We start from the raw sequence: 24,333 nt of genomic DNA on the forward strand, positions 1-24,333 counted from the left end.
CGTAAAATCAAATTGTGTTCTTTTTCATCTTTTATCGTTCATTTTTTATACTTCATCCTTTTAGACATGGGTTTTGTTGACAGTTATTCACGGAAAAACCTCACAACAAATAATTCATTTCCCATGCCCCATGCCCTATTTTCCAGACAGTACTGAGATAATCTTATATGCGAATCGCTCTATTCACTGAAACCTTTCTGCCTAAGGTAGACGGCATCGTAACCCGCTTGCGTCATACCGTCGATCATCTTCAGCGTAATGGAAACCAAGTGCTAGTTATTGCCCCTGATGGTGGCATAACCGAATACAAAGGAGCTAGAGTATATGGAGTCTCAGGTTTCCCCTTACCACTTTACCCAGAGTTAAAAATGGCACTGCCTCGCCCAGCAATCGGTCATACTCTAGAGGAGTTCAAGCCAGACATAATTCACGTGGTTAATCCGGCGGTTTTGGGGTTAGCTGGTATATTCCATAGCAAATACTTAAACATTCCTCTGGTTGCGTCTTACCATACACACTTACCACAGTACCTTCAGCATTACGGTTTGGGAATGTTAGAAGGGCTATTGTGGGAATTGCTAAAAACAGCTCACAATCAAGCGTCTTTGAATTTGTGTACTTCTACGGCAATGATGGAGGAATTAGCGTCACATGGGATCGAAAGGGTTTATTTATGGCAAAGAGGAGTGGATACAGAATCATTTAATCCAGATAACGTATGTCAACAAATGCGATCGCGATTATCGCAAAATCATCCAGAAAGCCCATTATTACTATACGTGGGTCGTCTTTCGGCTGAAAAGGAAATCGAGCGAATTAAACCCATACTAGAAGCTATACCCGAAGCACGGTTAGCATTGGTAGGAGACGGTCCTCATCGTCAAACATTAGAAAAATATTTCGCCGGAACCAATACAAATTTTGTTGGTTATCTTGTTGGCAGAGAATTAGCTTCTGCTTTTGCAAGCGCTGACGCCTTTATTTTTCCTTCCCGTACAGAAACATTAGGATTAGTCCTTCTCGAAGCTATGGCAGCAGGGTGTCCGGTTGTAGCTGCACGTTCGGGTGGCATTCCAGACATTGTAACAGATGGGGTCAACGGCTATCTTTTTGAACCAGAAGCTGATGTTCAAAGCGCTGTTACAGCCACTATCCGTCTTCTAGAACAGAAACAAGAACGAGAGACTATCCGTCAAAATGCCCGCAAAGAGGCAGAACGTTGGGGTTGGGCAGCTGCAACACGTCAGTTACAAACTTACTATCAACAAACCATTCCATGACACTCCTCAATACTGGTAGCGTCCTGGCTACATTAACAGAACTCACACAAGTTAACCGTACAAACGCCTTATTGCGCCGTGTCAAAGACCTATCTGTTAACGAGTTTGTTTGCTTGCTAGATTTTATAACAGCTGAATTTCAGCAGTTTCTTAGAGCGATCGAACTTATTAATAACGAAGCTCTAGAAACCATGTTAGAAAAGGTGCTAGAGGCAATTACACTGAAAATTGGTCAAATTCTTCAAGCTCAGCATACCACAATTTTCCTTGTCGATCGCGACAAAGGGCAATTATGGTCAAAAGTGCCTCAAGAAAATATCAACAAACCTTTAGAAATTCGCACGCCTATTAATGTTGGAATCCCCGGTCATGTTGCTAGTACGGGGGAATGTCTAAATATTGTAGAAATTTATTCGCATCCCCTTTTTAGCCCAGAATTGGAAAAGCAAATGGGCTACAAAATGCATAGTATTTTATGTATGCCTGTCTTCAGCAGCAAAAATCAAATTGTAGCGGTTGTACAACTGGCAAACAAAGCAGGAGATATTCCTTTTGATACAGAGGATGAAGAACGCTTTCGAGATTTTGCTGCATCAATTGGTATTATCTTAGAAAGCTGTCAATCTTTTTATGTCGCTGCCCGCAATCAACGAGGTGCAACAGCCCTTTTACGAGCAACTCAAACCCTAGGGCAAAGTTTAGATTTGGAAGCGACTTTACAAATCGTGATGGAACAAGCCCGAATTTTAATGCAGGCAGACCGCAGCACGCTGTTTTTACATCGTAAAGAAATGGGGGAACTGTGGACTAAGGTGGCTGCTGCTGATGGCAAAACCACAATCGAAATTCGCATATCTGCCAGTAAGGGTATTGCTGGTTATGTGGCATCTACAGGAGAAGCGCTAAATATTCCCGATGCCTATAAAGACCCTCGTTTCGATCCAAGTACAGACAGAAAAACAGGTTATGTCACTCGCAATATTTTATGTTTGCCAGTGTTTAATTCTGCCAACGAACTCATTGGTGTGACTCAATTAATTAATAAGCAGCAAGGTAGCTTTACTGCTTCTGACGAAGAATTTATGCGAGCTTTTAATATTCAAGCAGGAATTGCTTTGGAAAATGCACGCTTGTTTGAAAATGTATTGCTAGAAAAACAGTATCAAAAAGATATTTTGCAAAGCCTTTCTGATGCCGTAATCTCTACGGATATGGAAGGAAAAATTGTCACTATTAATGATGCTGCGCTACAGTTATTGGGCTGTCCTTTGTTGGAACTGAACGGGAAAAATCTTAAATATGAATGGGAACAACATTTGATAGGTCGTTTGGTTTGGGAAGTCGTACCTATTGATAATTTACAATTTAGACTGCAAGATAGTCTGAAATTTGGCGCAAGACATTACGTACCAGAACAAAGTTTATCAGTTGGGTTATTTGTGGATACTTTATACGCCGCACCCGCACAAGAAGATTCAACTATGTGCATACAAGAAACAGGTGATTGTATTTTAGCAATACGCGATCGCCATAACCCACAAATTTTTATTCCCTGGAACCAACCTCTTACACCTCATTCATCCCTACTTCACGAGTCATCAATTCAAAAAATTGACCGAAGTATCAATCTTACAGTCAACCCCCTAACCAATCCAGAAGGGGGAGTTCGAGGGGGTTTGGTGGTACTAGAAGATATTAGTCAGGAAAAACGGATGAAAACGACGATGTACCGTTACCTGACACCGGGCGTTGCAGAACAGGTGATGGCAGTGGGGGAAGATGCTTTAATGGTGGGGGAACGGAAAGAGGCGACCATTTTATTTTCTGATATTAGAGGTTACACCACGCTGACAGAAAATTTAGGAGCAGCTGAAGTCGTATCCCTTTTAAACCAGTACTTTGAAACAATGGTTGAAGCGGTTTTTAATCACGAAGGAACATTAGATAAATTTATTGGTGATGCTTTAATGGCAGTGTTTGGTGCGCCCCTCCCACTAACAGAAAATCATGCATGGAGGGCTGTACAATCAGCGTTGGAAATGCGGCAAAGACTGGCTGAATTCAACCGCCGACGTATCATCCAAGCTCAGCCCCTCATTCATATTGGTATTGGAATCAGTTCTGGCGAAGTTGTTTCAGGAAACATTGGGTCTCGAAAACGAATGGACTATACCGTAATTGGAGATAGTGTCAATTTGAGTTCTCGTCTTGAAGGAGTGACTAAGGAATACGGTTGCGACATAGTTTTAAGCGAATTTACTTATCAATTGTGTAGCGATCGCATTTGGGTGAGGGAATTGGATAGGATTAGAGTCAAAGGAAAACATCAAGCTGTTAAGATTTATGAATTGATTGGCGATCGTAGTCTGACTCTAGATGCTGATACGCAAGAATTTTTATTCTTCTACCATCAAGGACGTACTGCTTACACAGAACGCAATTTTCAAAAAGCAATTGACTTTTTTAAATCTGCTCAAAACATCCGACCTAGAGACCAAGCTGTTAATATCCATCTAGAACGTGCTTGTAAATATCTTAACAATCCACCCAGTTATGTATGGGATGGTGTTTGGACAATGACTTCCAAGTGAGGATCGTCATTTGTCATTTGTCATTCGTCATTGGTAAGGAGTTTAAACAGATTTACATTTTGTCGTGTAGTTCAGCTTATTTCCACCTAACTACATAACTGGTCACTGGTCACTGACTACTGGTCACTGTTACTAAAAGGCTCTTCACCTATCCCTAGTTCTTTTTTTGACCGTTTCAAACTTTGCCAAAGTTCTTTAACCTGCTCGTAAGCATTTTCAGGAGGTATTTTTCCTGCAGTTTCTAAGTTACAAATATAACTAACTTTTTGAGCAAATTCTTGTAGGTTAGAGTTAAAAACCAAATTTTCTGGCTTTACCTGACCGTAGTAACGCCCTCGTGGATAAATAAAATTATCTTTGTCGCTAACCATTGTTTTCTCCATTGTTAAAATTCAAATTTTATCAACCTTTGTCAAATCTGCAACTTCTTTGAGGATATAGCTAGTCCATTGGGAGTATCTCTCGATCCGGTGGAGTCTGAGCTATAGTTTGCATCTTCATGCTTGATGTACGATCTTATTCAACTTGACTAGAAAATGCCTACAAAAATGTATCTTTATATACCTTAGTTTATATATTTTATCATTTTGCTCCATTAAAAGATATTACAAGTTTTAGTATGAACAAACACTAGACTTTTGATAAGCACAAGAGTGCAACATTTGATTCTGGCTGATACTCCCGACTACTTACTCTCTTTAGATATAAAATGGTTTAGCCTACAAGCATTAAAGTTGCCCATCGCCTATCACTATACTTTACGCCATGTCTGCTCTAACAAAATTATACGAAGGTAAAGCAAAAATCCTATATACAACAGATGAGCCTGATATTCTACTAGCTGATTTTAAAGATGATGCGACTGCTTTCAATGCTCAAAAACGTGGGAGTATACAAGGAAAGGGAGCAATCAACTGTAGCATTTCCAGCAAAATATTTCAAAAACTGGAAGCAAACGGTATAAAAACCCACTACATTGACAACCCAACTCCGACTCAGATGCGGGTAAGGGCAGTCAAGATTTTGCCTATCGAAGTCGTTGTCAGGAACATTGCAGCCGGAAGTCTTTGTCAACAAACAGGATTACTGTTAGGAACCGTACTTAAACAGCCGTTGGTAGAGTTCTATTACAAAAACGATCCGTTGGGAGACCCTTTGCTAACACGCGATCGCCTACTGCTGTTAGAATTAGCCACACCGGAACAAGTAGATGGTATTACTCATCTAGCATTGCAAATCAACAATTTTCTCATCAACTTTTTTAGAAGATGTGACATTACTTTAGTAGATTTTAAACTAGAGTTTGGTTTGAACTCAAAACAGCAGTTGCTGTTGGCAGATGAAATCAGCCCAGACACGTGTCGATTATGGGATAATTCCGTCGGAGACGATCCCAATGGTCGAGTTCTTGATAAAGACCGTTTTCGTCAAGATTTGGGCAATATAGAGAATGCATATCAGGAGGTTTTACAACGAGTGCTGAAAGCGGAGTAGGTTGCAATTTGGCATATAAATTAGAAAGGCAAAAGTAAAAATATAGTTTTTACTTTTACTGGTCGCATATAAGCATAACTGCCTTGTGATGGTGTGTGGACGTGAAGAGGAATCTAAATAAAATGCGCTTATCCCCCTTTATATTTACAGTTGTAGCGATCGCTGCCCCATTGGGCAGTTCGCTGAGTGTGAATGCACAAACCGCTAAAGATTTAAAAACAGAACCAAAGACAGCGGCGATTACAGCACCTACAACAGATCCAGAGCAAGTCGTTGTTGGGGTCTTCCCAGCAGTTGTGTCTGGATCGGTAACAAAGCCAGAAGTGATAGTGCCAACTGGCATAACGTCAAAAACTGCACAAAACCTTCAACAAACTCCAAATTCTGAGAATCAACCAACTGGTACTCAGCAACAAGCCCCATCCTCTCCTAGTACAAATACACCACAGGAGACAAACCAGCCTACTGAGGAACCAGTACAAAATAACCAAAAACTCCCCAATTTTAACGATCGGCCATCGGGTACTCAACAACAAATACCAATCCCAGAAACTCAACAACAAACACCAACCCCAGAAACTCAACAACAAACACCAACCCCAGAAACCCAACAACAAACACCAACCCCAGAAACTCAACAACAAACACCAATCCCAGAAACTCAACAACAAACGCCCGCCCCAGAAACTCAACAACAAACTCCGGGTAATACAAATCCACCTACATTTGAACAAACACCTCCACCAACTCAACAACAAACACCTTCAGAACAATCTCCAGCCCCAACAGAACCGCGAGTGCTAGTATCGGAAGTGTTGATTCGCTCTGAAGCAGGACAAGCGATCGCGCCTGAGTTGGAAGACCAAATCTATAGAGCAATTCGTACCCAACCAGGAAGAACCACAACTCGTACACAATTGCAAGAAGATATTAACGCCGTCTTTGCTACGGGTTTCTTCTCCAATGTTCAAGCAGTGCCAGAAGATACCCCATTAGGTGTACGGGTAAGTTTTGTGGTACAACCCAATCCCGTCCTCACTAAAGTGCAACTGCAAGCCAATCCCGGCACAAATGTTGCCTCCGTACTACCAGCTAATACTGTAGATACGATATTTAAAGAACAATATGGTAGAATTCTTAACCTGCGCGATTTACAGGAAGGTATCAAACAACTAACCAAACGCTATCAAGACCAAGGTTATGCACTAGCAAACATTATTGGTGCGCCTCAAGTTTCTGAAAACGGAGTTGTTACCCTGCAAGTTGCAGAGGGTGTGGTAGAAGATATTCGAGTTCAGTTCCGCAATAAGGAAGGTCAAACGACAAACGATAAAGGAGAACCAATTCGCGGGCGAACACAGCCATATATTGTGACGCGAGAACTGCAGTTAAAGCCCGGAACTGTTTTCAACCGCAACACAGTTCAAAGAGACTTGCAACGGGTATTTGGGCTAGGACTATTTGAAGATGTAAATGTTTCCCTAGACCCCGGTACCGACCCCAGTAAAGTGGATGTAGTGGTGAACGTTGTTGAACGCAATAGCGGTTCTATTGCAGCAGGTGCTGGTATCAGTTCTGCTAGTGGATTATTCGGTACTGTAAGCTATCAGCAACAAAACTTAAACGGACGAAATCAAAAACTGGGTGCTGAGGTTCAGGTAGGACAGAGAGAATTGTTATTTGACCTCCGCTTTACAGATCCTTGGATCGCTGGTGACCCTTACCGCACTTCTTACACAGCCAATATTTTCCGGCGGAGATCGATTTCATTGATCTTTGAAGGAGACGATAACGATATTGAAACTGTTAGAAACATCAATGACCCTAACGAAGACGGTGATAACCCCCGCGTTGTACGCTTTGGGGGTGGTATTAACTTCACCCGTCCTTTATCTAGAAATCCATTTGAAAGATCGGAATGGACAGCCTCAGCTGGTTTGCAATACCAGAGAGTGACCATCAAAGATGGTGATGGAAATACTATAAGACTGGGACGCCTTGAAAATACCAATGAATTCGTTGACCTGAGCGAATCTGGAAAAGGGAAAGACGATTTACTTTTGTTGCAATTAGGAGTCGCACGCGACTTGAGAAATAATCCCTTACAACCCACAAGTGGTTCTTTCCTACGCTTTGGTGTTGACCAATCTGTACCCATAGGATTGGGAAATATTTTCCTGACAAGATTGCGCGGTAGCTATAGTAAATACGTACCCGTAGAGTTTACGAACTTTACGAAAGGTCCCGAAACTCTTGCTTTTAACGTTCAAGCAGGAACAATACTAGGCGATCTACCGCCTTATGAAGCCTTTTCTCTTGGTGGTAGTAACTCTGTACGTGGTTATGAAGAAGGAGGTTTGGGTAGCGGACGCAGTTTCATCCAAGCATCAGCTGAATATCGCTTCCCCGTGTTCTCTGTGGTAAGTGGAGCTTTATTTTTTGATTTTGGTAGCGATTTGGGAACTAGTACTAGATCGGCAGAGTTGTTAAACAAAGATGGTAGCGGTATCGGCTATGGTATCGGGGTGCGAGTGCAATCTCCTTTGGGACCCATTCGTATTGACTATGGTGTTAACAGTGATGGAGATAGCCGGATCAACTTTGGTATTGGGGAAAGATTTTAAAGCGTCATTGGTCATTTGTACGAGTGTCCTTTGTTGTTTGTCATTTGTACGAGTGTCGTTTGTGAAAGATGAATAACCAATGACTAATGACAAATGACAAAATGCAACATACTTTAGCAGGCGAAATTAACCAAACCGGAATAGGGCTGCACAGCGGTATCTCAACCCATGTTCGCATCCGACCATCCGAAGCAGGTAGCGGACGCTACTTTGTGAGAGTAGATTTGCCGGATACTCCGATAATTCCAGCACAAGTCGCTGTAGTGAATCAAACTGTGCTCTCGACGCAATTAGGTAAGGGTGAAGCTCATGTACGTACAGTAGAACATTTGCTAGCATCTCTTGCTACTATGGGAGTAGATAATGCCAGAATTGAAATTGACGGTTCGGAGGTGCCACTTTTGGATGGTTCGGCAAAGGAGTGGGCAACTGCGATCGCATCTGTTGGCTTAATGTCACAACCTTCAGGTGAGGACAAAGTTCTTCCCGTTTTGGAGGAACCAATTTGGGTTCGTCAGGGCGATGCTTTTGTTTGCGCCTTACCATCTGTAGAAACACGGTTTAGTTACGGTATTGATTTTGACGTAAAAGCAATTGGGAATCAATGGTACAGTTGGTCGCTAGGGAGCGATCGCTTCGCTACTGCGCCCGGTGCAGAGCGCACAAATTCTGCCGAAAGTTTTTTAACCGAAATTGCCCCAGCTCGAACTTTTGGGTTGCTACATCAAATCGAACAGTTACAACAATCGGGTTTAATAAAAGGTGGAAGCTTAGATAATGCTCTCGTTTGCGGAGCCGAAGGTTGGGTAAATCCGCCATTAAGATTTGCAAATGAGCCAGTACGTCATAAAATCTTGGATTTAGTAGGAGATTTGAGTTTGCTAGGAACCTTCCCTTGTGCTCATGTCTTAGCGTACAAAGCCAGCCATAATTTACATATTCAACTGGCACAGAGAATTTTGGAGCTGGGGTTAGTAGTTAGTAGTTTCACAACCAATAACCACTAACCACTAACCATTAGCAATCCAAAATCTTTTAAGGGAGGGTCAGATCTAGCACCTACTAACATAACCAAAATATAAAATCAACAGCAGGAGCAATGACAACCGTCACCCAACAAGCCAATACCATTGATGTTTCCACACCAGCATCTAATAACCAAGCGGATGATTCCACTGCAAATAAAACTGACTCCAAAGTCATTTTTACAGTAGAAGACATCCATAAACTTCTACCCCACAGATATCCGTTTGCCCTTGTCGATCGAATTATCGACTATCTTCCAGGAAAAAGAGCTATAGGGATAAAAAACGTCACGTTTAACGAACCCCAGTTTCAAGGGCATTTCCCAGGACAGCCCATTATGCCAGGAGTGCTTATCGTAGAAGCCATGGCACAAGTGGGTGGTGTTGTTCTCACTCAGCTTCCAGAAATGGAAGGTGGGCTTTTTTTATTTGCTGGCATAGATAAAGTACGCTTCCGCCGCCAAGTTGTACCGGGAGACCAACTCGTCATGACAGTGGAACTGTTGTGGGTAAAACAGCGTCGTTTCGGTAAGATGCAAGCGCGTGCTGAAGTTGACGGTCAGCTTGCTGCTGAAGGCGAACTTATGTTTTCCCTATCGAGCTAAAAGCTTGTTTTTGTGGGAAGGTACGACCGTGACGTGCCTTTCTTCAATCCAGATTAAGGATATCGATAAAACAAATAAGCTACAACAGCATCCTACTCAACTTTTGACGCCCTCACACTCTCCTCTAGCTAATCTCACACCTTAGCTACCACTCGAACTACCTAATCTTACGTGCAGACGCGCTAATGCGTGTCTGGACACAGCACTCAAGACTTTTTCTGGAGAGCACCCTTGAAAACGCTAATTCATCCTACTGCTGTCATTCATCCTAATTCAGAACTGCATCCCACGGTGCAAGTCGGTGCGTATGCTGTGATTGGAGGGCATGTCAAAGTTGGTCCCGAAACTGTAATCGGCGCTCATGCCGTATTAGAAGGACCATTAGAAATTGGGGCGCGAAATCAAATTTTTCCGGGTGCCGTTATTGGCATGGAACCTCAAGATTTAAAATATGCCGGCGAATACAGCTGGGTCAAAATAGGAAATGATAACTCAATAAGAGAATACGTCACAATTAACAAAGCAACTGGTGCGGGCGAAGAAACTCGCATTGGTAACGGTAACCTGCTCATGGCTTATGTCCATGTCGGTCATAACTGTGTTATTGAAGATTCTGTAATAATTGCCAACTCCGTTGCCTTAGCAGGACACGTTCATATAGAGTCACGTGCGAGACTCAGTGGAGTGTTAGGAGTTCATCAATTTGTGCATATTGGAAGTCTAGCAATGGTTGGAGGTATGGCACGTATTGATAGAGATGTACCTCCATATATGTTAGTGGAGGGAAATCCAGCGCGGATACGCACTCTCAACCTTGTAGGGCTGAAACGCTCTGGAATGGATCTCAATGAATTCCAAATCCTTAAGAAAGCATTTCGCATTCTCTACCGTTCGGAGTTGACATTTAAAGAAGCCATAGAACAGCTTGAAGAACTTGGAGAAACCCCACAGCTACAACATTTGCGCCGCTTCCTCCTCCTTTCTCAAATGCCAGGAAGACGTGGCTTAGTTCCAGGTAAGGGGAAAGCAGATGTTGGCGATTAGGGACTAGGGATTGGGGATAGGCGATTAGGGATTGAGGATTGGGGATTGGGCGAAGGGAAATCTGTAACTCAGTAAGAGTTAATCATAACTAAATAATCTCTAATACATTACAGTGAAAATTCTTTCCTTAATTCCCAGTCCCCAATCCCCATCGCCCCTTATCCCCAGAGGGAACCCCGAGTTCCCCAATCCCCAGCCCCATTGCCCCTCAACAAGGAGGGGGCCCCGAGTTCCCCAATCCCCAGCCCCCCAATCCCCAATCCCCAATCCCATATGCGTATATTTATCAGTACTGGCGAAGTATCTGGCGACCTACAAGGGTCGCTACTGATCTCAGCAATTCAACAACAAGCTACAGCCACAGGGTTGTCACTGGAAATAGTGGCACTGGGTGGTGAAAAAATGGCATCTGCAGGAGCGACTTTACTGGGAAATACCACCCACATTGGTTCCTTTGGTCTTGTAGAATCGTTGCGCTTTGTTCTTCCAACACTTCAAATTCAACGGCGGGCAATTGCTTACCTCAAGCAACATCCACCCGATTTAGTGGTGCTTATCGATTATATGGGACCCAATTTGGGCATTGGTGGCTACATTCGCCGTCATTTGCCACACGTCCCTATCGTTTATTACATTGCACCACAAGTTTGGGTAGCTTCAATTACACCTCGCGATACGGAAAGAATTATTGGTGTCAGTGACAAGGTGCTGGCAATTTTTCCACAGGAAGCGCTTTACTTCCAAGACAAAGGAGCAAATGTAACTTGGGTAGGTCATCCTCTCATAGATAGAATTAAAAATTTTCCTAGTCGTGAAGTAGCGCGAACTGAGTTAGGAGTTGGAGACGACAGTATGAATGTTGCTCTTATTCCTGCTTCTCGCTACCAAGAATTGAAATATCTCTTACCAGTGATGTTTCAAGCAGCACAGAAGATTCAATCCAAATTGCCACAAGTTCATTTTTGGATTCCCTTGTCTTTGGAAAGATACCGTAAACCTATTGAAAAAGCGGTACAACAGTATGGATTGCAAGCAACTGTGGTATCTGGTAAACAACAACAAGTACTCGCAGCAGCTGACTTGGCGATTACTAAGTGCGGTACTGTCAACTTGGAACTGGCTTTATTAAACATACCGCAAGTTGTGATATACCGTCTCAATTCGTTTACTTACTGGGTAGCTCGAAACATCTTCAAAATTTCTTTTCCCTTTGCCTCACCTGTAAACTTGGTAGTTATGCGGTCAATTGTGCCTGAGTTTATTCAAGAAACCGCAACTCCAGAAAATTTGACGGAAGCTGCCTTGGAATTGTTGCTCAATCCAGAACGCCAGCAGCAAATGCAAGCCGATTATCAGGTTATGCAGCAATCTTTAGGTGAAGTTGGCGTTTGCGATCGCGCCGCTAAAGAAATTCTACATATGTTACAAAATTTTTAAAATTAAATTTTAAGCTTTGCGGTAAACTAGACTGAGGTGTATTTCGTGTGGAGTAAATATCTATTTGACTTTCACACAGCGATCTTATACAAATCATGAAAATCTTAATGAACCGCAAAGGTTCTGAGAGCGCTAAGAGAAGCAAGAGAGGATTTAAAAAATAAAACTGAATTATTATATTAGAGCTTACTTAATGTAATATAGGGTTCCTATTTGATTTTTGAAATACACCTTAGGTGGGGCATTACCCACTAGATAAAGCTTTTGATAGGCAATGCCCACCCAACAATGCTTAGATTTTTCATAAATCAGATAGGATCGCTATATTGTTCTGAATTATTTTAGACAGCGTAGATTCACCTACTATCCTACTCTCTTTCCGCTCTAAAATTACCGGACTTTGTAGGTAGGGCTATGCCACACATTCACTATATGTTTAGGTTATCTTCTGGCGGGAAAGGAGTAAAAAGAGTATATTTACGTCTGTTCTAAATATTTCAAAACTGGTATATTTGTATTATATTCCTAGTTATACAAGACCAAAAAAAGCGTAAAGCTGATTATTGAAATTGTATATATTATTGCTTCTGTTGTCTTAAATTAATCTAATGCTTCAAAGTCTAAAAATAGCAAACATGATTCACAGTAATACGAAAGAAAGACCTATCGCTGTTGATTTATTTGCTGGCGCAGGTGGCATGACTCTTGGATTTGAGCAAGCAGGATTTGATGTGCTTGCTTCTGTTGAAATCGATCCAGTTCATTGTGCAATACATAAATTTAATTTCCCATTCTGGTCTATTCTGTGTCAAGACATTATTAAAACTACAGGCGAAGATATTAGAAGCAATTCGTCTATAGGAAATAGAGAAATTGATGTTGTTTTCGGTGGTCCTCCATGTCAAGGATTTTCAATGATTGGTAAACGAATGATTGACGATCCTAGAAATTCACTTGTTTTCCACTTTATTCGATTGGTTTTTGAATTACAACCAAAATATTTTGTTTTTGAGAATGTCAAAGGAATAACTGTAGGAAATCATCAAAAATTTCTTGCAGAAATTATCAGTGAATTTGAAAAAAAAGGTTACAAAATACAGAAAACTTATCAAGTATTAAATGCTGCTGAATATGGAGTACCGCAAAATCGCGAGAGATTATTTTTGTTAGGTTGTCGTTCCGATCTTGAGTTACCAATGTATCCGCAGAAAATCGTAAAGCCTGCAAAACAAAAAAAAGCTAAGATTATCAGTGAGCTTCCACCCAGTCCAACAGTTTTGGACGCTCTACAAGACTTACCAGAAGTTAATCATTATGTAGAACTAATTGAAAGAGACTGGGTATTAGCAGATTTTGGTAAACCTAGCGATTATGGTAGAAAGCTGCGTGGTCTTTTGTCTGTAGACGACGACTTTTCTTATGAGCGAAAATATGACTCTCGAATTCTAACTTCAAGTTTAAGAACAGAGCATACTTCAGTATCTATATGCAGGTTTGAAGCGACTCAACACGGTAAGACTGAACCAATAAGTCGCTTTTATAAACTCGATCCTGAAGGACTTTGTAATACTCTCAGAGCAGGTACTCCCAGTAATAGAGGAGCTTTTACGTCTGCTCGACCAATTCACCCTTTTACTCCAAGATGTATTACTGTACGTGAAGCAGCACGTTTGCATTCGTACCCAGACTGGTTTAGATTTCACGTTACTAAATGGCACGGATTTAGACAAATAGGAAATTCTGTTCCACCATTATTAGCCAAAGCAGTAGCTTTGGAAATAATCAAAGCTCTGAATATATCTTCAATTAAACCTAAAGTCATATATGATTTGGGAAAACAGGAGTTATTGATGTTTGATATGTCTCAAGCTGCTCAAGATTTTGGAGTAGATGCACGCATAATAGAACCAAGAGTAAGAAGAACAAATACCCAAGATAAAGAAACAATAATAATTTAGTAAGATTTTTTATGGTTAAAGAAGGAAAAGAAAAAAAGTACAATACTGTTATTAATGAAATTTTTAAACAAAAGTATAAATTAGGAGTAACAGAATTCGAGTTTACCCGTGCTGAGTTAGAAGCAATTGGTGATAGATTAGGATTAGAGCCAAAGAATTTGGGTGATGTTATTTATTCTTTTAGATTTAGGAAACCATTGCCTAAAGACATAACAGATACAGAGCCTCAAGGTTTACAGTGGATCGTAGAGTTAGCAGGACGTGCAATTTACAGGTTTCGTCTTGAACGTATTAACAGAATTGTTCCATCTAATAACTTGTTACAAATTAAAATTCCAGACTCAACTCCAGAAATTATTGCAAGGTATTCGTCAGGGGATGAACAGGCTCTATTAACCAAAATACGTTACAATAGGTTGATAGACATATTTTTAGGAATTACTGCGTATTCATTACAAAATCATTTAAGAACTACTGTTGAAGGAGTTGGTCAAATTGAAATTGATGAACTTTATGTTGGTTTAAATCGTAATGGTTCTCAGTTTATTATACCTATTCAAGCCAAGAGTGGTAATGACCAGATAAGTATTGTTCAAACCAAACAAGACATAGCATATTGCACGGCAAAATATCCGGAGTTGGTTTGTCGGACTATATCAGCTCAATTTATGAATAACAATTTAATTGCACTGTTTGAATTGACATTAAATGAAGGGGAAGTAAAGGTAGTACAAGAAAAACATTACAAATTAGTCCTTGCAAACGAAGTTTCTCAAGCAGATTTAGAACAATATAAAAATTTTGAATAATACGTTTTGGTTATACCGATCCAGAGAATTGGTATTAGCAATCAGGTCAGAAATTTCTCAGATTTATGGCATTGAACAGTTGAGAGCGATTAAAGAAGGTATAAAAACGGCGGCGTTGCTGAATTATAGCGGTTTTCAATTGGGTGCAATACATAAAAAAATTATGGAACCGCAGCCTGTAGCAGCCCGTAGTAGATAAATCTGTACTTCATTCAAGTGAAAATTGCTATAAAATATGAATGATTTTTTAGACTCACGCGAAGACGAGCCAGTGCGTTGCGGGGGTTCCCCCCGTTGAAGCACCTGGCGTCGCAAAGATGATAAGGTTTTTCTGCGCCGAGTGTGACGAGTGCGTGCGATTTTCATAGTATTAATCAGCAACGCCAAAACGGCGAATACAGTTGAGGAGTTGCGTCAAATCTATCAACTAGAAACAAGCAATTGATTGAAGGAAAAGTGGATTAGTCCACGCAGGTGGACTTTGTTTGTGTAGAAGTGAATTCTATTCGCCGGATGTACAAGCAAAACCCGCAAGGCGCGGGTTTAAAAACTGAAAATCTAAGTTTCCCAAGGTGAAGGAATAGCAATAACTGATAAAACTTTTGCGACTTGCAATTTTATAGCTATCCTACCGCAATTCGGACAAGTCACTTTAGTGTCCTGTTGTGGTTCTCTTTCATGCTGAATCAGTAGCCCCTGTTTACAATTCCAGCACTCGCAAATAACACGTCCTTGCGGTTTATCAACATCTAAAAGTCTAACGTGCTGTTCTACTTGAATTTTTGGTTGAGAGTTGCGATCGCGTTGTAGTTTTGGAGATGGCGTCTGTGTTTCTTGATTCATGAAGAACTATTTTTTGATATGTAAGTGTGCATAGGTTAGTAACTGCACCCCATAGCATCTTAACGGAATTGTGGCTTTATCAACTATTGATTTTGTACCGACCGATAGAAAAAGTAGTAGTGTTCTCGCTGCAAAACGCGATCGCTACCAAATTCATGATTATTTAGAGAAAGATTTTCTCGATTTTGACTGTTAGTTGGAAGTAATATTTGGACTATTAAAGGAGTCCAAACAGCAACGCACATCAAACTCAGTATCCCCAATAATCTGCTAGACCTCGCATTTTTTTGCTTTGGTTTTGCCTGTTCTGATTGACAGCAAACCATCTGGGAAGACCAGAAATGATTATTAAAATCGTAGTAACTCACGTGTAATCTTGTTGCTAAGTTGGAAAGCAAATAAAAAGTTTACTGAAATAAACTTTAATAGGAGAGACGAATCATCATAAAAATAGATTCTGGAAATTTTATAAATTACAGTGACCAAGGTGACTGGTCACTGGTCAGGTGGTCACTGGTCACTGGTCAGGTGGTCACTGGTCACTGGAAAGCATTTGCCTAGCAAATTCCCGATGCAATTGGTACTGCAAAATCTTTTGTTGTGCCAATCCATAGTTAGGGCTAGAAGTTGGTACACTTTCCATAAGTTTAATAGCTTCTTCCCAACGACGAGAAACCACTCGCCATTCAGTTTCAGTTTGGGCTGACTTTGTTAGCTTGGTTGCTGACTTAGCTTTGTTTAAACCTCTTTGGTAAGTACTGTCTTCTGCAACCGGAGTTTCTGAGGGAGTAGCTAGTTGTTTTTCAATATAAGATAAGTTTGCTGATACAGTTTTTTTCACTTTTGGCAAATTCGCAAAGAAATACATCCATAACCCTGCTACAGCTATTAACGCAATTATGAAAAATCTTTGTAGGAGTTTACGATATTTGGTAATTAAGTCAGCTAGGCTAGTTTTCGTTTGTGGCGATTCCTTAGTGACAGGTATTTGAGTAGGAATCATTTCACTTTGTTGGTTTTCTGGTTGAATTTCTATTATTTGCCCCTGGTCTACACTAGTTTCTTCACCAATATAATCATCTATAAAAAGCAAGCGATCCTTAAAAAGATATTCAACTTGATAAAGGAAAGCAGCACTAATAATCCAGACAATAGCAAAGAGAGTTTGTAAAGTTCGATGAGGTTGATTGTAAGTGGAGATGATATTTTCGGAGTTAACTTTAAATAGAGACAGGAAGGGAATACAAATTAAAGTAGCTATTAGGGTGGATAGAACAAACACTAACCAACTATACAAACTCTCCCGCCAACTAATAATCCCAGGGACTAATCCTTGAGGTGTTTTCACACTTTCCCCTGGAACAACAGGAATAAAACGGCTCAGAAAAAAGTGATGGAAAAAGGCGATCGTAGGTATTGGAGAGATGAGTAACAATATCAACATGACAGAAGACAGTTCTGGTTGTTGAGACCACTTACTTAGATAGTGGTCTAACAAACTGCTACGTCTAATAAAAGCCCCTAACCCAGCCATAAAAACTGATATTATCAAAGCGTTTAACCATGAACTAGGGTAAGGCAGCCACATAGGTAATCCAAGTTTTTTCATCTCACACCTACCGTATTTTATTTAAAAGGATAAATTTTAATACCTTTATTCCACACCCTTTTACTTAAAATGCTCGATTACAAGCAACACATGAAGTCGTATTAAATATTAATAAAATTAGCATCTATCAAAAGAGGTATTTTATTAAGTTTGAAGATTCTTTGGGATCTTCAGTAATTAAGTAGATTGCCTACTGCCTATCATTTACTATTGTGTGGCATAGCCCTACCTACAAAGAGTGGGCAGTGCCCACCCTACAAAGAGCGGGAATTTTAGCACGGAAAGGGAGTAATAGTCTTACGAGATGTGTGGGATTCAAAAGGGGAGCTTTGCTTCTATTTCCCCCCTTTTTAAGGGGGGCTAGGGGGGATCGATAAGTGCTTAAAATTACAGCCAACTACGTTTCAAACAACCTCTAAATTGCGTGCGCGATCGCGTTGAGAAATAGATTGTTGCTTTTATCAAGGATTGTGCAAATGCTTGAGTAGCCCAATTATTGTAAAAATAAAAAGATTTAATCCCAAAGACAGATATCAACTACTTCAATAGTCATATTTTCTCTTGTTTTTTTATAAGATAGGATGATGTTTCCAAGTTCTCATTCCTCAATCGCCAGTCCCTATTTTCAAAACGATTCGCCCAAAGTTTGTATTTGTATGAAATTATAGAGAATAGTCAATAAATTCAGTAAGCGATTCTGGTCAAGGCTTATGACACGTCCTCCCAATTCAGAAAATGAACAGGAGCCTTCTAGCCCTCGCAATCCTCGTTTATGGCTCCTTTTGTTAGGACGTACTGGTCTCGCACTGGGTGTCGTTTTGCTGATTGGAATTGCAGCAGGTGCTTGGTGGGCGAGGAATTTTGTCTATAAAGATTTAGCACCGCTAGTTCAGACTAATCTCGAACAATTGTTAGGAAGACCCATACAAATAGGGAAAGTAGAGCGGTTTTCACTGACTAGTTTAAGATTTGGTGCGCTATCAGTACCCGCAACAGCGACAGATCCCGATAGAGTTGCTGCAAAAGCTGTAGAAGTGGAATTTTCTCCCCTACGGCTGCTATTTACTCGAACGCTGAGCCTTAATGTTACTCTAATCCAACCTGATGTTTACATCCAACAGGATAAGCAGGCAAATTGGGTAACGACTCAACTAAAAGCCGGGGAAGGAAGGGGTTTTATTCAAACTGACTTAGAATCGCTTCGGGTTCAAGATGGTGATGTCGTCTTAGATCCAACACCAAGACCGGGTAAACCTAAAGGTTCTGTGACGCTAGACCGGGTTAATGGTATAGCTCGCATTCAATCTCAGAATCAACTTGTTAATTATGAAGTGAGCGCTCAACCAACCAGGGGAGGTACGGTTCAACTCGATGGAACAACTCAAATAAAATCGCTACAAACGAACCTGAAGGTAAAAGCACAAAACTTTCAAGCAACTGACTTGAGCAGATTAATTGAGTTACCAACTGTTTTACAAGCAGGTCGTGTTGATGGCGATTTGACAGTTCAGCTACAAAAGTCCAGTCCAGAACTGGCTGTCACGGGAACGGCTAACGCCTATCAAGTCACGTCCCAAATTCAAAACGTTCCTCAAAAGTTTACTAATGCGACTGGAAGATTGACATTCCAAGGACAACAAATTTCTTTGGAGAATCTGATAGCAAACTATGGGAAAGCGCCTTTAGTAGCAAATGGAAGCGTCGATCTCCAAAAAGGATTTAATATTGCAGCACAAGTTAAGTCAGTTAGTGCTAAAAATGCTTTAGAAACTCTCAATACGAGTCTACCAGTTCCTGTTACTGGAGATTTTCAAGCTAATATTCAGTTAACTGGACCTATCAAACAACCAACTCTGAGTGGAACAGCAAGTGCTATAAAACCAGTAACGGTCGATCGCGTGCTGTTTAATGCGATCGCAACTGGCTTCCAACTCAGCATCTCGGACGCAGCTTCTCAACTTAACATTTCTAACTTGCGAATAGTTCCAGCTACTGGGGGAGAAATTGTTGGGAAAGGTGAAGTGAAACTCGGAAAGGCGAGTGATGTCAAAGTTGACCTACAAGCACAAGGGATTTCAGCAGATGGACTCGCAAAGGCTTACGGCTTTACAACTCCCGTTACTATAGGTAATGTTTCAGGAAATGCTCAAGTTACGGGTTCCTTAAACAAACAACCTCCCCTGGCTGTCAATTTATCAAATATTCAAGCGACTCCAGCCGCAGGTGGAAAAATTAATGCTGGTGGTCAAATTCAACTCGTTCCTCAAGGAAACGTCGCGTTAAATATTCAAGCACAAGGTTTACCAGGAAATGCGATCGCACAAGGTTACGGTGTATCGCTTCCCGTCGCTGTTGGTGGTATTTCAGCAAATGCAACAGTGACGGGTACTCTCGGTCAACCCCTATCAGTCAATGTTTCTAGAGTTTTAGCAACACCAGAAGTGGGAGGACGAATCTCAGCAAACGGTCAAGTTCAACTAGCACCCCAAGGTAGAGTCTTGTTGAATGTGGAAGCTAACAATCTTCCAGGAGATGCCATTGCTAAAGCATATAACTCTTCACCAGCGATTACCATTGGCAATGTTTCCGCAGATGCTAAAGTGACCGGGACTCTAGGTAACTTACAAGCCCTCGCCCAAGTCCAAGCGCCTACAGCAACCTATCCCACAAACGGACAAGCTGTCATCTCCCAACAGGGAGAAAATATTCTCCTTCAAGATGCTGTAGCTAACATAGCAGGGAATACAGTTAGAGCTAGAGGTCGGCTTGCACGAGGTCGCTGGCAAGCATTTGTTAATGCAGCTAGAATTCAATTGAGCCGTTTTGCCCAAGTACCGCCGCAAATTCGACGGGGAATCTTAAGCACTCAGTTGAACTTGGCGGGAACAACTGCATCTTTCAAACCCGAAACCATTCAAGCAACAGGACAAGCAACTTTACGCAATGTTGCAGGAGGTACGGTTAATGTGAGAAACATTAGCCTCAACAACGGACGTTGGGAAGCATTGGCAAATGTTGCTCGAGTTCAACTCAATCAATTTTCCCAACAGCTAAAAGGACGGCTCGGTTCCGATATAAGAGTTGCAGGAACAACTCAGTCTTTTCAACTCGCAGATATTCGCGCCGCCGGTCAAGTAAGATTTTCTCAATTAGCAGTTCTCGCACAACCACTGGTAGCGCAAGTTCAATGGAACGGACAGCAAATTGCGATCGAACGAGCAACGGCTCCCGGATTGAGTGCTGCTGGTATAATTGCTCTCCAATTACCGGAAAACGGAACGCCTCAAGTCTCTGGGTTTAATCTGGATGTGCTGGCGCGGGGTTATAACTTAGGACAAATTCCCGTACAACTTCCCGGTAATGTGGCGCTAGCAGGGTTAGTGGATTTTCGAGGACAGGTGAGGGGAACTCCACAGACTCCCAATGCTGGAGGAAATATTAGGTTACGTGGTTTGAAGGTGAATCGTGTGGCGTTTGACCCCCTATTAACTGGAAGAGTCAATGTTAGGGGAGGACAAGGTGGAGAACTACAACTTAAGGGGACGCAAGACCGAATTGCGGTTAACTTGAATTCCAATTATCGCCCAACGTCATTTCTGGTTCGTCTGAATAACGCTGTGGCTACTGGGAAAACGGAGGGAGACAATCTCCTCGTCAATGTCCAAAGTTTTCCCGTTGCTCTTTTGGAAGGTTTTGTACCCGCAAATAATTTAGCTTTAAAACCTTTATCTGGGGAGATATCTGGAGATTTAGCGGTAAACTTGGAGCAGTTTAGTGTTGTAGGAGATGTGGCGATCGCCAAACCTCAAGCTGGTAGATTGGCTGCAGATTCGTTTCAAGGAAATATCAGTTATGCTGATGGCGCTGCATCTTTAACTAACGGACAGTTACGAATTGGTGATGGTGTTATTGCTGTCAATGGGAATGTAGAAACTGGCAATAATCCTCAATTCCAAGCTCAAGCTAGTTTTGAAAAACTGAATATTCAAAGAGTTTTACAAGCAGCTAATATTTTTGGTTTTCAAGACTTTGCTTCTGGATTACAAATTCCAAAATTGGCTGGAGCAGAAGTTCTTCAAACAACACCTGTAGGTTTGCCTGATGCAGATATATTAACGCAATTACAACGCTTTGCGGAAATTGAAGCAGTACTTGCAAAAGAACAGCAACAGCGTCAGGAAGCTCGGACTTTGCCTAGTTTGGCAGAATTAGAAGGTGCTTTGAACGGACAAATTGAGGTCGCTGGTTCCTTAAAGTCGGGGGTGAATGCTAGTTTCAATTTTCAGGGTGATAACTGGCAATGGGGTAGGTATAAGTTAGAACAGTTAATTGCACGGGGTACGTTTGCAGATGGAGTTGTGACATTCGTGCCAGTACGTGTAGATTTGGGTGAAGGATTGTTGACTTTTACAGGAAAGTTGGGAACGGAAGAACTATCAGGACAATTAAACGTGACTGATTTTCCTATATCTTTATTGCAGCCGTTTATACAGAATGCAGCAGTAGATGTGACAGGTCAAGTGGATGCGATCGCAAATCTTGCAGGGAGTATAAAAGACCCCAGTGCTACGGGAGAAGTCACATTAGAAAATGCAACTTTAAACCAGCAACCAGTGCAAACAGGAAAAGTTAGCTTTAACTATGACAACGCACGTTTGAATTTTGACAGTACTTTATTGGTCACAGGAACGCAACCACTAGAAGCACGAGGAAGCGTACCAATTCCTTTGCCTTTTGCTTCCGTACAACCAGATAGCGATCGCATTAACGTTACAGCTAACGTTCAAGATGGAGGCTTAGCGCTGTTAAACGCATTTACCGACCAAGTTGCTTGGGTAGACGGTCAAGGACAAGTAAATGTAGAGATTGGGGGTACTTTAAAGCAACCAACGATTACAGGAACTGCCACAGTTAATAATGCAACTTTTCAAGCACAAGCCCTACAAGATCCATTAACCGGTGTAACGGGAACACTAGAATTTAATGGCAATAAAGTAGATGTCCAAAGCATTCAAGGGCAATACAATAATCAAGGAAATTTGACGGCTGAGGGAATTATCCCCATTTTTGCAAGTCAACAAGCTCAACAGCAAGCAGCAACAAATCCCCTCACCGTATCTCTGCAAAATTTGAATTTGAGTGTACAAAACCTGTATCAAGGCGGTGTCAGTGGTAATGCCGTCATTGGGGGAAGTGTTTTGAAACCCGATATCAGTGGTGAAATTCTTTTAAGTGATGGTCAAGTCAGGATTGGACAACAAGCGGCTGGTAATACTCCACAAGGAGGTCGTACAAAAAGTAATGCAGTCTCAGCCACCACAACAGCTCAAAATACAGATGGTTCAAAAGGTTCTGCTGCACCCGCACTTACCGATTCTCCTATCAAGTTTACAAATTTAAAGCTTGTTTTAGGCGATGATATTCGCATCACCACGCAACCACTTTTTGGTAGTTTCGTACCTTCTGTAGCAGATCCAACGCAATCCGTACTCAGCTTTAACGCCAAGGGAGACTTGAATATCAATGGCACTTTAGCAAAACCCATACCAGAAGGAACTATTCGTCTTACGGGTGGACAAGTTAATTTATTTTCAACTCAGTTTACCTTAGTGCGAGGTTACGAACACACAGCACAGTTTATTCCCAGTCGGGGACTTGACCCGATTCTAGATGTCCGAATGATTGCTCTTGTACCGGAAGCAAGAGGAAGTAGGATTTTGGCTTCTCCCGTACTTTCTTCAGAAATTAGTGACGTTCCTTCTACAAGTATTGGAACTTTAAGAACGGTAAGGGTTCAAGCAAGAGTTGAAGGACCAGCCAGTCAGCTAGCTGATAATTTGCAATTAACAAGCGAACCCCGTCGCAGCGAACCGGAAATTATTGCGTTATTAGGTGGATCGATTATTAATTCATTGGGTGGATCGGACCCTGCTTTGGGACTTGCTACCTTTGCAGGTTCTACGGTATTGGGGGGACTGCAAGGAAGTATTAGTGCGTTAGGACAAGCGATCGGATTCAGTGAATTTCGGATATTTCCAACAAATGTTGCCAATGAAGCATCGAGAGCTTCCGTGTTAGGTTTAGCTGCAGAAGGTGTCTTCGATATTAACAAGAGTATCTCTGTTTCACTCTCTAGGGTTTTCTTAACCAATGAACCTTTCCGTTACAACGTGCTTTACCGGGTGAACGACAACACTCTCGTGCGCGGTTCCACAGATTTAGAAGATGAAAGTCGCTTGGAATTTGAGTATGAAACACGGTTTTAAATCCAATACCCGCGAACAAAATTCACAAGCCGCGTAGGTTGGGTTGAGGAACGAAACCCAACATTCTTAAGAGGGTGTTTCAAAAGTCCTTTCATGAGTAGCAATCATATTCAAGATCCCCCTAAATCCCCCTTAATAAGGGGGACTTTAAGAATATAGCGGTTCTCACTTGAATGAAGTACAGATTTATCTGCGTTGAGGGTGCGTGCATCTGCGGTTCCATAACTTTTGTGTGTATTGCACCCAATTGAAAACCGCTATATTTCCCCCCTTTTTAAGGGGGGCTAGGGGGGATCGATGAGTGCCTAAAATCACAGCCTACCACTTTTCAAACAACCTCTAAGATTTGGATATCTTTTTTTTGATCGCTCCTCTCATCCATCTCGATTTAGTAACAGTAAAAGCAAAGAATCCAGCACCACTAAGAGCGATCGCAGTGTCTAAAATTCCTTTCCCATTTTCCCCCAACCAATTACTCCCTGAGCGTGCTCTTATGATTACCTATGGGCGTAGAGTGGGCAATGCCCACCCTACAAAATTCGGTAATTTTAGAGCCCAAAGGGAGTAATTTATGTATTTTCCTTCTTAGTAATTAATATCATGTCCGCTCATATACCCTGAATCAATACTACTCGGTTAAGGAAAATAGGGGAGAAAATCAAGACCCTAATGTTCGCGTTATGTTTACGAGAACAATAAAGCGATAAAACTCCCCTGACGCACCCCCTACTGTCACAATCGGTTTTTT

At 41.5% G+C, this 24,333-nt stretch carries 16 protein-coding genes; 12 read left to right on the top strand and 4 right to left on the bottom strand.

Annotated features, from left to right (window positions below):
- The first annotated feature begins 167 nt into the window (after positions 1-167).
- Positions 168-1,280, top strand: coding sequence for a glycosyltransferase family 4 protein (locus tag ACKTT2_RS22595; protein ID WP_407890685.1), 1,113 nt, complete (start codon positions 168-170; stop codon positions 1,278-1,280).
- Positions 1,277-3,871, top strand: coding sequence for a GAF domain-containing protein (locus tag ACKTT2_RS22600; protein ID WP_407890686.1), 2,595 nt, complete (start codon positions 1,277-1,279; stop codon positions 3,869-3,871). The genes ACKTT2_RS22595 and ACKTT2_RS22600 overlap by 4 nt, the downstream gene beginning before the upstream one ends.
- A 116-nt stretch (positions 3,872-3,987) precedes the next feature.
- Here the strand turns inward: ACKTT2_RS22600 and ACKTT2_RS22605 are convergent, their stop codons facing one another.
- Complete coding sequence (locus ACKTT2_RS22605; protein ID WP_407890687.1) at positions 3,988-4,242, bottom strand: DUF7219 family protein; 255 nt, start codon at positions 4,240-4,242, stop codon at positions 3,988-3,990.
- 394 nt (positions 4,243-4,636) lie between these two features.
- Here ACKTT2_RS22605 and purC point away from each other — a divergent pair, with 394 nt between their 5' ends.
- From purC to ACKTT2_RS22650, 9 genes are all read left to right on the top strand, one after another.
- Positions 4,637-5,365 (top strand): phosphoribosylaminoimidazolesuccinocarboxamide synthase, encoded by a 729-nt coding sequence (purC, locus tag ACKTT2_RS22610; protein ID WP_407890688.1) that lies wholly within the window; start codon positions 4,637-4,639, stop codon positions 5,363-5,365.
- A 122-nt stretch (positions 5,366-5,487) separates the two neighbouring features.
- A complete protein-coding gene (locus ACKTT2_RS22615) occupies positions 5,488-7,989 on the top strand; it encodes a BamA/TamA family outer membrane protein (protein WP_407890689.1) in 2,502 nt (833 codons plus the stop codon).
- Positions 7,990-8,090: 101 nt separating this feature from the next.
- Entirely contained in the window at positions 8,091-8,996 is a 906-nt protein-coding gene (gene lpxC, locus ACKTT2_RS22620; protein WP_407890716.1) for a UDP-3-O-acyl-N-acetylglucosamine deacetylase, read from the top strand.
- Between the two features lie 92 nt (positions 8,997-9,088).
- Entirely contained in the window at positions 9,089-9,619 is a 531-nt protein-coding gene (gene fabZ, locus ACKTT2_RS22625) for a 3-hydroxyacyl-ACP dehydratase FabZ (protein WP_407890690.1), read from the top strand.
- A 231-nt stretch (positions 9,620-9,850) separates the two neighbouring features.
- On the top strand, positions 9,851-10,663 hold the full coding sequence (gene lpxA, locus ACKTT2_RS22630) for an acyl-ACP--UDP-N-acetylglucosamine O-acyltransferase (RefSeq protein ID WP_407890691.1): 813 nt from the start codon (positions 9,851-9,853) through the stop codon (positions 10,661-10,663).
- A gap of 273 nt (positions 10,664-10,936) precedes the next feature.
- Positions 10,937-12,100, top strand: coding sequence for a lipid-A-disaccharide synthase (gene lpxB, locus ACKTT2_RS22635; protein ID WP_407890692.1), 1,164 nt, complete (start codon positions 10,937-10,939; stop codon positions 12,098-12,100).
- Between the two features lie 608 nt (positions 12,101-12,708).
- Positions 12,709-14,058 (top strand): DNA cytosine methyltransferase, encoded by a 1,350-nt coding sequence (locus tag ACKTT2_RS22640; RefSeq protein WP_407890693.1) that lies wholly within the window; start codon positions 12,709-12,711, stop codon positions 14,056-14,058.
- An 11-nt stretch (positions 14,059-14,069) separates the two neighbouring features.
- The gene (locus ACKTT2_RS22645) at positions 14,070-14,867 is read left to right on the top strand and encodes a hypothetical protein (protein WP_407890694.1); all 798 of its coding nucleotides are present in this window, start codon (positions 14,070-14,072) and stop codon (positions 14,865-14,867) included.
- Positions 14,860-15,066 (top strand): hypothetical protein, encoded by a 207-nt coding sequence (locus ACKTT2_RS22650; RefSeq protein WP_407890695.1) that lies wholly within the window; start codon positions 14,860-14,862, stop codon positions 15,064-15,066. The genes ACKTT2_RS22645 and ACKTT2_RS22650 overlap by 8 nt, the downstream gene beginning before the upstream one ends.
- Before the next feature lie 359 nt (positions 15,067-15,425).
- Here ACKTT2_RS22650 and ACKTT2_RS22655 read toward each other — a convergent pair whose 3' ends face one another.
- The 3 genes from ACKTT2_RS22655 to ACKTT2_RS22665 form a co-directional block, all read right to left on the bottom strand.
- On the bottom strand, positions 15,426-15,710 hold the full coding sequence (locus ACKTT2_RS22655) for a hypothetical protein (RefSeq protein WP_407890696.1): 285 nt from the start codon (positions 15,708-15,710) through the stop codon (positions 15,426-15,428).
- Positions 15,711-15,793: 83 nt separating this feature from the next.
- Positions 15,794-16,078: a hypothetical protein gene (locus ACKTT2_RS22660; protein WP_407890697.1), complete on the bottom strand. Its 285-nt coding sequence runs from the start codon at positions 16,076-16,078 to the stop codon at positions 15,794-15,796.
- Positions 16,079-16,242: 164 nt separating this feature from the next.
- A complete protein-coding gene (locus ACKTT2_RS22665; RefSeq protein ID WP_407890698.1) occupies positions 16,243-17,319 on the bottom strand; it encodes a hypothetical protein in 1,077 nt (358 codons plus the stop codon).
- Positions 17,320-18,029: 710 nt separating this feature from the next.
- Here ACKTT2_RS22665 and ACKTT2_RS22670 point away from each other — a divergent pair.
- Positions 18,030-23,585, top strand: a complete 5,556-nt coding sequence (locus tag ACKTT2_RS22670; RefSeq protein ID WP_407890699.1) for a translocation/assembly module TamB domain-containing protein — start codon at positions 18,030-18,032, stop codon at positions 23,583-23,585.
- Positions 23,586-24,333 lie beyond the last annotated feature (748 nt).

It is taken from the genome of Scytonema hankhaensis NUACC26 (assembly GCF_045865695.1).
Classification (GTDB): Bacteria; Cyanobacteriota; Cyanobacteriia; order Cyanobacteriales; family Nostocaceae; genus Scytonema.